The organism is Christiangramia flava JLT2011 (assembly GCF_001951155.1).
Lineage (GTDB): Bacteria > Bacteroidota > Bacteroidia > Flavobacteriales > Flavobacteriaceae > Christiangramia > Christiangramia flava.
Genome location: NZ_CP016359.1, coordinates 3,478,118 through 3,490,646, shown reverse-complemented (window position 1 = coordinate 3,490,646; position 12,529 = coordinate 3,478,118). Strand labels below are relative to the sequence as shown.

Below are 12,529 nucleotides of genomic sequence, written 5' to 3'. Positions count from 1 at the left end.
AAATACCTTCCAAGCATGAAATTTTTAAAGTACCTCCTCATTTTTCTGGCGGTGATCATCGTCATCATTGCCATCCTAGCGTTTGTAGCTCCAACTGAAGTTAAAGTAAGCCGCTCCATCACTATCGATGCGCCCCGGGAAACGGTTTGGGAATATGTAAATTCTCTCGAAGATATGCACCAATGGAGCCCCTGGGCTGAAAAAGATCCCGATATGAAACTGGAGTACCGCGGAACTGAAGGAAAAGTGGGTTCAGTTTATTCTTGGGATGGCGACCCAGAAACCGTAGGGAAAGGCGAACAGGAGATCACTTCGATCCAGGCACCTTCCAGGATCGAATCTGAATTACGCTTTCTCACTCCATACGAATCTAAAGCTGATGCTTATGTGCAGCTGGATGAAACTGGCTCTGGGTCGACTAGGGTGACTTATGGATTTGAGTCGGTTTCCCCACGCCCAATGAACGTGCTTAATCTTTTCATGAATATGGATGAGATGGTGGGACCCGATTTTGAAGCGGCTATGAGCAACCTCAAGAAACTGGTGGAATCTGGAGGATCTTCAGGTGAAACTCAATCAGAAATGGCTTTTCGGTAAACAAACAATCCCCGCTTAGTACGGGGATTGTTTATTCAGTTAAGGATCGTTATTCGTGGTGCATAAAACGTTGCTTTTCCAGCAATTCTTCTTCGCTCTCCACGTGATCATCATCAGGCACACAACAGTCTACCGGGCAAACAGCCGCGCATTGTGGTTCCTCATGGAAACCTTTACATTCGGTACACTTATCGGGTACGATATAATAGATCTCATCACTTATTGGTTCCTGGGGTTCTTCCGCGTTTGCTTCGTGCCCGTTTGGAAGTACTACATTTCCTTCCAGATCGGTACCATCAGCATATCTCCAGTCATCAGCTCCTTCGTAGATCGCGGTATTCGGGCACTCGGGTTCGCAAGCCCCGCAGTTTATACATTCATCGGTTATTACAATTGCCATAGCTCTCTTTTATTTGTAAATTTAATTACTGAACCAAAAATAAAGCAGCCTTTTAGGAATATTTATGGTTTTCAGCCGTGGAAGCTTTATTTTCGCACTCACAAATTTAACACGTGAAAAACTCTTAACCAAACTCACATGACATTAGATGATCATAAGTCTCATCTCGCCGAATTGGGCAAATTCCTTGGGCAATTCAGGGCTGAAGGCACTGCGCAGCAGGAAGAGGTGCGATTCAATGAAGAACTTTTTGACGAAATGAACGCAAAAATAGATGCTTCGATTCATCATAATGGTTGGTTCAATAGAGAAAATGTGTGTTTTGCCCTTCAGCAGTGGAGCAAAGCTTTAACCACGCGTAACCTGAAATTGTGGCTCGATGAATACGACCTTTCCAAAAGTGGCGGAAAAACGGTGGGAATCGTGATGGCCGGCAATATTCCGCTGGTAGGGATTCATGACTTTATTTCGGTGCTCGTGGCCAATCATTCGGTTCAGATACGCCAGTCCAGCAACGACCAGCTTTTAATGCCGGTTATTGCAAAATATTTGATGAAACTCGACAGTCGTTACGAGAATCGCATTCAGTTCACTAAAGAACAGCTTCAGGGTTTTGATGCGGTGATCGCTACCGGCAGCAATAATACGGCGCGTTATTTTGAATATTACTTCAAAAAAAAGCCGGCAATTATCCGCAAGAACAGGAATTCCGTAGCCATTCTTTCCGGTAAGGAAACTTCCGAAGAGCTCCAGGCGCTGGGTGAAGATATTTTCAGGTATTACGGACTCGGTTGCCGAAATGTTTCCAAATTATACGTTCCTGAAAATTACCATTTTGATCAATTCTTCGAGGCGATCTACGACTGGAATCCCATCATCAACCGTGATAAATACGCCAATAACTACGATTATAACAAGGCGGTATACCTCATGAGCGAATTCCAATTGCTGGAAAATGGCTTTTTGATGCTGAAGGAAGACAGTAGCTTTGGTTCTCCAATTGCCACGCTATTTTATGAATTTTATACTTCGGAAGAAGACCTGAAGCAAAAGCTGAAAGAAAACCGGGAGCAATTACAATGTATCGTTTCCAGGGAGCAAACAGCAGATTCGGTCGCGTTTGGGCAAACCCAGAAACCGCAGCTATGGGATTATGCTGATGATGTAGACACCATTGCATTCCTGGCGAGCTTATAAGTTTCAAATTATCGTTTTCCTAACAGCTTTTCAGGGCTTTTTTGCCATCTTTGTGCTATAAAACCAACTTTTATGAAAAAGCATAATTTCAGTGCAGGACCCTGCATCCTTCCGCAGGAAGTTTTTCAGGAAGCTTCCGAAGCCATTCTTGATTTCAACAATTCCGGATTGTCTATCATGGAAATTTCCCATCGCAGTGCCGGCTTTGTATCGGTGATGGAAGAAGCGAGGGAACTGGCTCTGGAGCTGCTTGGTTTAAATAACAAAGGTTATAAAGCGCTGTTTTTGCAGGGAGGTGCCAGTATGCAATTCCTGATGACCGCGTACAATTTGCTGAATAAAAAAGCCGCTTACCTGAATACCGGGACCTGGTCTTCTAAAGCGATCAAGGAAGCGGAACTTTTTGGAGAAATAATTGAAGTGGCATCTTCTAAAGATCAAAACTTCAATTATATACCGAAAACATTTTCTATCCCGGACGATGCTGATTATTTTCATTGTACTTCCAACAATACGATCTTCGGAACCCAGATGAAAAGTTTTCCCAACACCTCCAAAAGTATGGTGTGTGATATGAGCAGTGATATTTTTTCCAGAAGTCTGGATTTTTCAAAATTTGACCTGATCTATGCCGGAGCTCAGAAAAACATGGGTCCGGCGGGAACAACCCTGGTAGTTGTCAAAGAAGATATTTTAGGAAAGGTAGACCGAAAAATTCCTTCGATGATGGATTATGCAGTACATATCAGCAAAGATTCCATGTTCAACACTCCCGCTGTTTATGCGGTGTATGTTTCGCTGTTAACGCTTAGGTGGATCAAAAAAAATGGTGGTATTGCGGCGATGGAAAAGCGAAATGATGAAAAGGCCGAATTATTGTACGCAGAGATAGATCGCAACCCACTCTTTAAAGGCTTCGCAGCCAGGGAAGATCGCTCACCGATGAACGCAACATTCAATATTACGAATGATTCTTTGAAGGATCGTTTCGATGATGCCTGGAAGGCTGCCGGCGTAAACGGTCTCAATGGCCACCGCAGCGTTGGCGGTTACAGGGCTTCCATGTATAATGCCCTGCCGCTGGAAAGCGTTCAGGTGGTAGTTGATGTAATGAAAGAATTAGAAAATAAAGCATAAATGAAAGTACTCGCCAATGACGGTATTTCCCAAAGCGGGATCAAACTTCTGGAAGAAAATAAAGTCGAGGTAATCGTGAAAAAAGTAGCCGATTCCCAGCTGGCAGATTTTATTAATAACAACCAGATTGATGCGCTATTAGTGAGAAGTGCCACAAAGGTCAGAAAAGAGCTTATCAATAAATGCCCAAACCTGAAAATGATTGGGCGTGGCGGAGTTGGCCTGGATAATATTGATGTACAATATGCCGAAAGCAAGGGCATCAAGGTTTTCAATACACCCGATGCTTCGTCCAGCTCGGTGGCAGAACTGGTTTTCGCGCACCTTTTTGGAGGTGTTCGCCAATTATACCACGCCAATAGGAATATGCCTTTGGAAGGAGACAGCAGGTTTAAAGAACTCAAAAAATCGTATTCCAAAGGAATGGAACTTCGGGGTAAGACCCTTGGGGTCATTGGTTTCGGAAGGATTGGTCGTGAAGTAGCCAAAATTGCGCTGGGCATTGGAATGAAGGTCATAGCCAGCGACCATGAAGTGGGCGAAGCAGAAATCGAACTGGAATTTTACAATCATCAGAGCATCAAAATCCCAATCAAGACTGAACCGGTGGAAGATCTGATCAGGCATTCAGATTTTATTACGCTTCACGTGCCCTCACAGGATGAGCCGGTGATCGGGAAAGAGGAAATTGCCCAAATGAAAAACGGTGTTGGCATTATCAATACAGCCCGTGGCGGAGTAATTGATGAAAAGGCACTTTTAGACGCTATAGAAGATGAAAAGGTTTGGTTTGCCGCACTTGATGTGTATGAAAATGAGCCAACACCTGAAATTCGCCTGTTGATGAACGAAAGCATTTCGCTAAGTCCGCATATCGGAGCCTGTACCCTGGAAGCTCAGGAACGAATTGGAATTGAGCTGGCCAGAAAAATACTGGAATACAGGTAAAATGCTCAAATTCTTTAAGATGGAAACCGGTAACTAGAAATTGCCGGTTTTTTTATTATTTCTTTAAAGCATTTCCCTGTTTAATCTTGGTACCTTTCGGTATAAAACAAGGTTATGGCAAATATTCTGGATATTTTTCGAACCCACGTGGGAAATGAATTAATGGAAAAGACAGGTGAAGAAACTGGATTGAATCCAAAAGAAATTCACAGGGCATATATCTTTACACTGCCTTTTGTTCTAAGCGTTCACCGAAGCAAATGCGACCAGGGAACCAATCATTCTAAAGAATTCGCTTCAGAACTGGAAAAAATTCAGTTGACCAATCTTCCGAAGCTAAAAGAAACAGGCGAGAAAGTCTTTGCAAACATGTTCTCTTCTGCCAGGCAGGAGAAAATAATAGCTTTAAGCCGGGATCTGGGCATTTCAGAAAAATCGCTTGAAAAAATTCTCAAGATTTCCTGCGGACTCATTTTTGCCATCCTTTCTCAAATCTCGTCCAGGAAAAACCTGAAACGGGAAGACCACTGTAAGCTGCTCGACAGTCTTTCCGGCGTGAATGCAGTATATGAACAGGATGTTGCAAAACTTTTCACGCAGCACGATGACTCTGGAAACCTGATTCACACGGAAGAGGAAATTGCCTTGGGAAGCGATGAGAATGAGGATGACGAGAGTATTCTGGGAGGTTACGCCGGCGGAAGATAGGACATTTTAAACCGTACTTTATTACATTTGAAATATGAAAAATTTACTCTACATAGCTTTATTACTTCTTTTCGTGACCGGTTGTGGTTCATTGGGTGGAAATTATAACAAAGACCGAATCGCCAATGCTGAACAGGATACGGTGCGAATTGCGAACGACAGTCTCGAGTACGAAATCATCATTATTGAACCTGGCTTTAATTTATTTATCAATTCGTATGCAAAGCCTCGCGGTTACTACTCTCAACCATATTTAGAAAATAAGAACCAGTTTTTGGTTTCGGAATATAACCAACGTGTACGACAGCCAAATGCTTACAATCCTAATTTATACGTTCAGGAGATCAATTATGACCCTTCGATAGATTATGGATATGAGGTGAATTACCTGCTTTACAATTACTTTGTATACTTCAGCCAACAATACAATCAACGATTTAGTGTTCCTACACGCATTTAAAAAGATCACTTTTGTTATTTTTGCGCTATGGGAAAGTTGAAAGAGCGATGGGGAATCGATTCTAACTGGCAACTGCTGGTTATTTTCATTGTTTTTGCCATTACCGGTTCAACTTCCGCGAAACTGGCGGGCCCGCTTTGTGAATTTATCGGGATTTCTTCTGAAGAACATCACTGGAGCATCTACTGGCCTATCAGGATTTTGCTCATTTTCCCTATTTACCAGGTTTTACTGGTAGCATTTGGATGGATTTTTGGACAGTTCCGGTTTTTTTGGGGTTTTGAAAAGAAAATGCTCGAGCGAATGGGAATCTTTAAATTGCTGAAGTTGATCTCATGAAGCAGTTAAAGCACTTATTTTTAATATTTGGAGCTTTCCTGGTTTTAATGCCGGGCCTTGTGAGTTTCTCCCATATCTTTTCGGGTCACGAGCATCATCTTTGCCATCATTACGCTAAAAAACATTTTCACGCAAAAGACCTGGATTGTGATCTGTACAAATATCACAGCAATCCAGCACTCGAAATAAGCTTTTTGGAATTCCCGGTTTTCATTCCGAAGATCACCAGGGAAATCACAGTTACACCTTACGAATTTTTAGAAGATCATGAACCGCTTTGCTACGATCTACGCGGTCCGCCAGCCAGGTTTACCTAGAAAAACCTGTATACATCTTTTAAAAAATCATTTATGAAAAACATATTATGGTTGCTGCTATTTGCAGTGACATCTAGCATTTATTCCCAGAATACTTTCTCGGGAACCATTACCGATGCTGAAACCGGGGATCCGGTTTTCAGTGCCAATATTTATTTTCCAGAAATCGAAAAAGGCGCTGTTACGGGCGATGACGGCCGTTTCAGTATTTCCAACCTTCCGGAAGGAAATTTCAGGCTGGTTATTTCCTCGATTGGTTACACGAGCATCAATCAGCAGATCAGCCTGCCTTCCGATGCGGTGGATTTTCAATTGAAGCCTTCCGCAGTAGAAATGGAAGAAGTGATCGTTTCCACTCCTTTTCACCAGCTGCAAAGTCAGAATGTGATGAAAGTCGAACGAGAATCGGTCTCAGATTTGCAAAAAAGAGGGGCCGTTTCCCTGGCCGAAGGGGTTACACAAATTCCGGGTGTGGAGAGCATTACCACAGGTGTCGGGATTGGCAAACCTGTTATTCGAGGCTTAAGCTCAAACCGCGTCCTGGTCTACACCCAGGGAGTCCGGCTAGAAAACCAGCAATTTGGAGATGAGCACGGCCTTGGCATCAATTCTATGGGGATTGGGAGCGTGGAAGTGATCAAAGGTCCTGCTTCCCTGTTATACGGAAGTGACGCCATTGGCGGAGTTCTGTATCTCAATCCAGAGTCGTATGCCGCCGCCAATTCCTTCCAGGCAAATTTTATGAGCGACTACTTCAGTAATACTAATGGTTACCAGGAAAGTGCGATGGTTGGCACCTCCGGGGATCAATGGAAGTTCATGGCCCGCGGAAGCCTTTCGGCCCACAGTGACTATGAGGGCGGTGACGGTCTTAGAGTTACCAACACGCGGTTTAAGGAACGAGACCTGAAATTGGGAACCGGGTTCCAGAATTCGAAATATAAGGCTGATTTGCGTTATAATTTCAATAGGTCAGAAATTGGGATCCCAGAGGAAATGGGTGTGCAATCGCTTTCCAAAGAACCCATGCTGCCCTTTCAGAATATTGATAATCATGTGTTGAGCCTGGACAATAGGATCTTTCTGAAGAATTCCACGATTGATGCGAAATTGGGTTACCAGTTCAATAATCGCAAGGAATTCGAAGATGAGCATCATCATGAAGAAGAAGGATCTGAAGAAACTGAAGATCATGAGGAGCACGAAGGAGAAGAACTGCACCCGGCTCTGGAGATGCACCTTTCTACCTTCAGTTACAACCTGAAGTATAATTTCCCTGATTTCGGAAACCTGCAATTGGTGGCCGGCAGCCAGGGCATGCATCAGCAGAATGAGAATTTTGGAGAAGAAATGCTGATTCCTAATGCCGTTACCAACGACGTAGGGGTCTTTACTACCGCCCATTATCATCTCCCAAAATGGGATTTCCAGGGAGGCTTACGTTATGATCATCGCAGTTTGAAAACAGAGGATGTTTCGGGTGAAGAGCTGTTTCCGGAAATCGACCGTAATTTTTCCAGTTTTAATGCCGCTTTCGGTACCAAATATTCATTTTCAGATCAGCTTACCGCCAGGCTAAACCTGGCAACCGGTTTCCGCGCGCCCAACCTGGCAGAACTGACTTCTAATGGTTCCCACAACGGAGCGAATCGTTATGAAATAGGTAATGCAAATCTCACCAATGAGCAGAATTTTCAGGTAGACCTCGCACTGGAGTGGCGAAATGAACATTTTGAAGCATACATCAATGCCTTCCGAAACGGAATCGCTGATTATATTTTTATCAGCCCTACCGATGAAATTGTGGATGGTGAAAACGTATACCGTTACATTCAAGACAATGCCGTATTGTATGGTGGAGAGGCTGGTTACCACTTCCACCCTCACCCACTGGACTGGTTGCATGTAGAGGGAACTTTTGAGACCGTGACCGGAAAACGCGGAGACGACTATCTTCCGCTTATTCCCGCCAGCGCTCTCACGACCACGCTTCGCACCGAATTCCAGGGAGGAAAAACATTGCTGGATAAATACATTTTCACCAGCCTGAAGAATGTTTTTGACAAAGAGGAAATTGGTTATTTTGAGACCCGAACGGGTGGATATTCCCTGTTAAGCGCAGGTTTTGGTTCCAGTATCAATCTCGGAAAACAAAAGCTGCAATTCAGTCTTAGCGGAAACAACCTTCTGAACAAGACTTATGTCTCGCATCTTTCCAGGTTGAAAATGGATGGTATCCCGAATATTGGCCGAAATATCAAAATTTCAGTTCGCTGGGATATTTGAGGAAAACTGTAAAAACGAAAAAGGCTGCCAAATGGCAGCCTTTTTTATAATTTTAGTAGCTTTCTACTTCAATAACCTGTGGGGTCAAAGGCTTCTTCTTCCAAACATAGGTGTAAAGATACATCAGTGTAAAAGTGGGAATGATATCGGTTCCAGGCAGGATTTCTTCAAGGAACACCAGCACTGAGGCCAGTTTCCCTTTTCTTCCGGGATACATTTCACTCATTTTCTTGGCCGCATAAGGTGCCCAGGCTAAATCCAGAAAAGGTCCCACAAAAGGAATTGCTACCGTCACCATACCAATTCCGTCCAGCATCAAACCCTTCAGGAATTTTTTATTGTAAAGTAATTTTTTCATTTTTCTGATTTTTACTCAGAATAAAGCAAATAAGGTGCCAGATTCTAGCGCAGATCAGAACTGATAAGCTTCAGAAATTCGTTTCGTGTTTCCTGCTTCTCAAATTGTCCGCGGAAACCGGAAGTTGTTGTCGCACTGTTTTGCTTCTGCACGCCACGCATCATCATACACATATGTACGGCTTCGATGACCACGGCAACGCCCTGCGGCTGAAGTGTTTTATTCAGGCATTCCAGGATGTCATGCGTTAAGCGTTCCTGAACCTGAAGCCTTCGAGCGAAAACATCTACCACTCTGGGTAATTTGCTTAAACCTACGATCTTTCCGTTCGGAATATAAGCGATATGGGCTTTTCCAAAGAATGGCAGCATATGGTGTTCACAAAGGGAATACAGCTCGATGTCTTTTACGACCACCATTTCATCATATTTCTCATGAAAAATGGCTTTTTGAAGGATCTTTTCGGCATCCATGGTATAACCCTGCGTGAGAAACTGCATGGCTTTGGCGGCGCGTTCGGGTGTTTTAAGCACTCCCTCCCGATCTGGATTCTCGCCTACATTTTGAATGATCTCACTGAAACTTTCACGGAGCTTATCAGTGCGTTCATCGTCATATTGTTCAAAATAGGAATAAGACATTAGTTCTTTTTGAGTTTATCTGAAAAAAGTTTGTTCAATTTGGTAATTTTCGGGTCTATTATAAACTGGCAGTAAGGTTGCTGCCGGTGCTGATTATAAAAATCCTGGTGTTCTTCTTCCGCTTTATAAAATGCAGAAAATTCGGTTACTTCAGTCACTATCAGATCTTTAAACACCTTTTCCGCCTCCAATTTATCGATGATTTCGCGCGCCTGCATTTCCTGTTCTTCGGAATGATAAAAAATGGCACTGCGGTATTGCGTGCCCACATCGTTTTGCTGCCTGTTCAAAGTAGTTGGATCGTGCGTAGCAAAAAATATGAGAAGCAATTCGTTGAAACTAATGATATCGGGGTCAAAACTGATCTGTATAGCCTCGGCATGACCAGTACGGCCAGTGATGATCTCGCGATATGCCGGATTTTTAATCGTTCCTCCCGAAAAACCGGAAGTTACTTTCTCTACGCCATCAAGTCTTTGAAAAACGGCTTCTGTACACCAAAAGCAGCCTCCTGCGAGTGTAGCGGTTTCTAATTTTCGGGATTTGAAATTTTCTTCCATAAAATTGTTTAACAAAAGTAATATAATGTTAGACAGAAATATTTTCTTTAACGTGAATTTAGGCTTTTGGTTGCGCAATACATAACTCAATGATACATTTGCATAAAATTCATCTATCAATTAATGATCTCCAAAAATTACCTGCTAATTCTCCTTATTTTTTCATCTTTTCTCACATTTTCTCAAAATAAGGACAGAAGGAATTATACCATTCAAAAGATTACCAAGCCGCCAAAAATTGATGGGCTTTTGAACGATGAAATCTGGAAAGCTGTTCCAATAACCTCCAATTTTGTAATGGTGGAACCGGGTGATGGCGATGCTGCTCCTCCGGATCACCGTACTGAAATTCAACTCGCATACGATAATGAAGCTGTTTATATAGCAGCTGCTCTTTTTGAAAAAGATCCGGGAAAAGTCATGAAGCAGTTCACCCAGCGAGACAATATCAATCAGGCTGAGTTTTTCCTGATCGACCTGAATACTTATGACGATGGCGAGAATCAAACCCGTTTTATCGTGACCGCTGCCGGAACACAGGCTGATGCCAGGATGACCGGTGAGAACGAAGATTACGCCTATAATGTGGTGTGGGAATCGCAGATCACTCAGGATACAAACGGCTGGTATGTGGAGATCAGAATTCCTTATGCTGCTTTAAGGTTTCCGAAGAAAGAGGTACAGGAATGGGGTATGCAGATGGCCCGGGAGATCACCCATCTAAATAAAACTTACGTTTGGAACTACATCGATAAATCAACCGGTGAATTCACGCAGTATAACGGTTTGCTTAGCGGTCTCTCTAACATTGATCCCCCGGTGCGTCTTAGCCTCTACCCTTACACTTCAGCTTATGTGGATCATTTTGATGGTAATACAGATTTCAATTTTAGCGCCGGAATGGATCTAAAATACGGCATCAACGAGTCTTTTACCCTGGATATGACGCTGGTACCAGATTTTGGTCAGACCGCTTATGACGCCGTGGAGCTCAATCTTGGTCCGTTTGAACAGATATTTGGTGAAAACCGAGCTTTTTTTACGGAAGGCACTGAACTATTCACCAAAGGAAATCTTTTTTATTCCCGTAGGATCGGGAATACCCCTATTGGTTTTAACGACGCCCAGCGGGAGAAGCTGGAAAATGAAGAAATCATTGAAAACCCCGATAAGACTGATCTTCTGAATGCCTTAAAAATTTCCGGTCGTACCGATCGCGGGTTGGGTGTTGGATTCTTCAATGCCATTACCAATAAAACCGAGGCGGTCTACCGCGACAGTCTTACTGGGGAAACCCGGACCCGCATTACGGAACCATTTGCGAATTATAACATCCTGGTACTGGACCAGCGGTTTAATAAAAATTCCTCCATTTCCCTGATTAACACCAATGTTACCCGAAATGGGAATTTCAGAGATGCGAATACAACCGGATTTTTATTTGATGTCTACAACAAGGCAAATTCCTTCAATTTTCAGGGACAGGCTACTGTGAGTAACATCATCCAGCCCGGCCAGGACCTAACTGGTTTTGCATCAGAGCTGGAGGTCTCCAGGACCAAGGGGCACATTCGCTATGGAGTATCTCACGAATTTGCTAATGAAACCTATAACATCAATGATCTGGGTATCAGCCAGATCAATAATTACAATAATTTTTACTGGGAAAGTTCCTACCAGATCTTTGAACCTCAGGGAAATTTCAATAATTACCGCATCAGTTTATACGGAAAGCATCTTCGGCGTTACCGCCCAGACGATGCCGTGTTTACCGGTTCCGGTGGAAGCTTCTTTGCCATGACACGCGAGCGTTTTGCTTTCGGCGGAAGCCTCGAAATCAATGGAAAGTTCCGTGATTATTTTGAGCCAAGAATTGACGGGAGATTCGTGGAATATGGTAAAAGTGGCGGTGTGAACGCCTGGATTTCTTCAGACTACCGAAAGAAATTTGCTTATGATGTACGTTTTTACCTGGAAGATTACTTCCAATCTGAAAGGCAGATCCTGGACCTGAAGATCTCGCCGCGTTTCCGTTTCAATGACCGGTTTAATATGGTTTATAGTTTCGGATATTTTTCTCAAATCAACCGTCAAAGTTTTGTGGCCATTGAAGTTCCTGAAATCATCTTCGGCAATCGCGACCAAAACAGCATTGAAAATTCCATTAAGGCCAATTACAACTTCAATTCCAAGCAGGGACTCAACTTAAGTTTCAGGAATTTTTGGTCTACCGCAACTTTTGCTGAAGACCAGTTCGGATACCTGCAGCGAAACGGACTCGTTGCTGCGAATGGTTACGACCCTGCCAGTGACCCCAATACCAATTTCAACATCTGGAACCTCGATTTCAGTTATCGCTGGCAATTTGCGCCCGGTAGTGAAGCGGTGTTACTGTACCGTAATTCCATTTTCAACCAGGACCGGTTAAGCGAGCTTGATTATTTCAACAGTCTGGACAATTTGTTCCAGCGCCCTGCCAGGCACAACATCAGTCTGCGGGTGGTTTATTATATAGATTACAACCAGGTTCGAAACTTATTGAACGGCTGATCTTGGCAATGCACGCGTTTTTAACTATTTT

At 43.3% G+C, this 12,529-nt stretch carries 14 protein-coding genes; 10 read left to right on the top strand and 4 right to left on the bottom strand.

The features are described 5' to 3' along the window. Positions 1 to 15: 15 nt before the first annotated feature. Positions 16 to 597: an SRPBCC family protein gene (locus GRFL_RS15565; protein ID WP_083645473.1), complete on the top strand. Its 582-nt coding sequence runs from the start codon at positions 16 to 18 to the stop codon at positions 595 to 597. A 49-nt stretch (positions 598 to 646) separates the two neighbouring features. Here the strand turns inward: GRFL_RS15565 and GRFL_RS15560 are convergent, their stop codons facing one another. Further along, positions 647 to 997, bottom strand: a complete 351-nt coding sequence (locus GRFL_RS15560; RefSeq protein WP_083645472.1) for a 4Fe-4S dicluster domain-containing protein — start codon at positions 995 to 997, stop codon at positions 647 to 649. A 138-nt stretch (positions 998 to 1,135) separates the two neighbouring features. On the opposite strand from GRFL_RS15560, the gene GRFL_RS15555 reads away from it, so the two are divergent. The 8 genes from GRFL_RS15555 (at position 1,136) to GRFL_RS15520 (ending at position 8,389) form a co-directional block, all read left to right on the top strand. Next, on the top strand, positions 1,136 to 2,194 hold the full coding sequence (locus tag GRFL_RS15555; RefSeq protein ID WP_083645471.1) for an acyl-CoA reductase: 1,059 nt from the start codon (positions 1,136 to 1,138) through the stop codon (positions 2,192 to 2,194). Positions 2,195 to 2,266: 72 nt separating this feature from the next. Further along, on the top strand, positions 2,267 to 3,331 hold the full coding sequence (serC, locus tag GRFL_RS15550) for a 3-phosphoserine/phosphohydroxythreonine transaminase (RefSeq protein ID WP_083645470.1): 1,065 nt from the start codon (positions 2,267 to 2,269) through the stop codon (positions 3,329 to 3,331). Then, positions 3,332 to 4,279: a D-2-hydroxyacid dehydrogenase gene (locus tag GRFL_RS15545; protein WP_083645469.1), complete on the top strand. Its 948-nt coding sequence runs from the start codon at positions 3,332 to 3,334 to the stop codon at positions 4,277 to 4,279. A gap of 114 nt (positions 4,280 to 4,393) precedes the next feature. Continuing rightward, on the top strand, positions 4,394 to 4,987 hold the full coding sequence (locus tag GRFL_RS15540; RefSeq protein WP_083645468.1) for a hypothetical protein: 594 nt from the start codon (positions 4,394 to 4,396) through the stop codon (positions 4,985 to 4,987). A 34-nt stretch (positions 4,988 to 5,021) separates the two neighbouring features. Then, the gene (locus GRFL_RS15535) at positions 5,022 to 5,447 is read left to right on the top strand and encodes a DUF6146 family protein (protein WP_083645467.1); all 426 of its coding nucleotides are present in this window, start codon (positions 5,022 to 5,024) and stop codon (positions 5,445 to 5,447) included. Positions 5,448 to 5,474: 27 nt separating this feature from the next. Then, complete coding sequence (locus GRFL_RS15530) at positions 5,475 to 5,786, top strand: DUF6787 family protein (protein WP_083645466.1); 312 nt, start codon at positions 5,475 to 5,477, stop codon at positions 5,784 to 5,786. Next, positions 5,783 to 6,103 (top strand): hypothetical protein, encoded by a 321-nt coding sequence (locus GRFL_RS15525; RefSeq protein WP_083645465.1) that lies wholly within the window; start codon positions 5,783 to 5,785, stop codon positions 6,101 to 6,103. The genes GRFL_RS15530 and GRFL_RS15525 overlap by 4 nt, the downstream gene beginning before the upstream one ends. A gap of 33 nt (positions 6,104 to 6,136) precedes the next feature. Next, entirely contained in the window at positions 6,137 to 8,389 is a 2,253-nt protein-coding gene (locus GRFL_RS15520) for a TonB-dependent receptor (protein WP_083645464.1), read from the top strand. A 52-nt stretch (positions 8,390 to 8,441) separates the two neighbouring features. On the opposite strand, the gene GRFL_RS15515 is transcribed toward GRFL_RS15520, so the two are convergent. Genes GRFL_RS15515 through msrA form a run of 3 tightly spaced genes read right to left on the bottom strand, consistent with a single transcriptional unit; the run spans position 8,442 to position 9,948 of the window. Continuing rightward, positions 8,442 to 8,747 carry a hypothetical protein gene (locus GRFL_RS15515; RefSeq protein ID WP_083645463.1) on the bottom strand — a complete coding sequence of 102 codons (306 nt, stop codon included), beginning with the start codon at positions 8,745 to 8,747 and terminating at the stop codon, positions 8,442 to 8,444. Positions 8,748 to 8,791: 44 nt separating this feature from the next. Continuing rightward, complete coding sequence (folE, locus tag GRFL_RS15510; protein ID WP_083645462.1) at positions 8,792 to 9,388, bottom strand: GTP cyclohydrolase I FolE; 597 nt, start codon at positions 9,386 to 9,388, stop codon at positions 8,792 to 8,794. Further along, positions 9,388 to 9,948, bottom strand: a complete 561-nt coding sequence (msrA, locus tag GRFL_RS15505; RefSeq protein ID WP_083645461.1) for a peptide-methionine (S)-S-oxide reductase MsrA — start codon at positions 9,946 to 9,948, stop codon at positions 9,388 to 9,390. Before msrA ends, folE begins: the two co-directional genes overlap by 1 nt. 123 nt (positions 9,949 to 10,071) lie before the next feature. Between msrA and GRFL_RS15500 the strand changes: the two genes are divergently transcribed. Continuing rightward, positions 10,072 to 12,498: a DUF5916 domain-containing protein gene (locus GRFL_RS15500; protein WP_083645460.1), complete on the top strand. Its 2,427-nt coding sequence runs from the start codon at positions 10,072 to 10,074 to the stop codon at positions 12,496 to 12,498. The last annotated feature ends 31 nt before the right edge of the window (positions 12,499 to 12,529 follow it).

What these genes read in the sequence shown, in the direction of transcription:
- msrA (WP_083645461.1), bottom strand. Translation starts at nt 9,948, where the DNA reads ATGGAAGAAAATTTCAAATCCCGAAAATTAGAAACCGCTACACTCGCA.
- GRFL_RS15515 (WP_083645463.1), bottom strand. Translation starts at nt 8,747, where the DNA reads ATGAAAAAATTACTTTACAATAAAAAATTCCTGAAGGGTTTGATGCTG.
- GRFL_RS15545 (WP_083645469.1), top strand. Translation starts at nt 3,332, where the DNA reads ATGAAAGTACTCGCCAATGACGGTATTTCCCAAAGCGGGATCAAACTT.
- GRFL_RS15525 (WP_083645465.1), top strand. Translation starts at nt 5,783, where the DNA reads ATGAAGCAGTTAAAGCACTTATTTTTAATATTTGGAGCTTTCCTGGTT.
- folE (WP_083645462.1), bottom strand. Translation starts at nt 9,388, where the DNA reads ATGTCTTATTCCTATTTTGAACAATATGACGATGAACGCACTGATAAG.
- GRFL_RS15535 (WP_083645467.1), top strand. Translation starts at nt 5,022, where the DNA reads ATGAAAAATTTACTCTACATAGCTTTATTACTTCTTTTCGTGACCGGT.
- GRFL_RS15530 (WP_083645466.1), top strand. Translation starts at nt 5,475, where the DNA reads ATGGGAAAGTTGAAAGAGCGATGGGGAATCGATTCTAACTGGCAACTG.
- GRFL_RS15560 (WP_083645472.1), bottom strand. Translation starts at nt 997, where the DNA reads ATGGCAATTGTAATAACCGATGAATGTATAAACTGCGGGGCTTGCGAA.
- GRFL_RS15500 (WP_083645460.1), top strand. Translation starts at nt 10,072, where the DNA reads ATGATCTCCAAAAATTACCTGCTAATTCTCCTTATTTTTTCATCTTTT.
- GRFL_RS15565 (WP_083645473.1), top strand. Translation starts at nt 16, where the DNA reads ATGAAATTTTTAAAGTACCTCCTCATTTTTCTGGCGGTGATCATCGTC.
- serC (WP_083645470.1), top strand. Translation starts at nt 2,267, where the DNA reads ATGAAAAAGCATAATTTCAGTGCAGGACCCTGCATCCTTCCGCAGGAA.
- GRFL_RS15555 (WP_083645471.1), top strand. Translation starts at nt 1,136, where the DNA reads ATGACATTAGATGATCATAAGTCTCATCTCGCCGAATTGGGCAAATTC.
- GRFL_RS15540 (WP_083645468.1), top strand. Translation starts at nt 4,394, where the DNA reads ATGGCAAATATTCTGGATATTTTTCGAACCCACGTGGGAAATGAATTA.
- GRFL_RS15520 (WP_083645464.1), top strand. Translation starts at nt 6,137, where the DNA reads ATGAAAAACATATTATGGTTGCTGCTATTTGCAGTGACATCTAGCATT.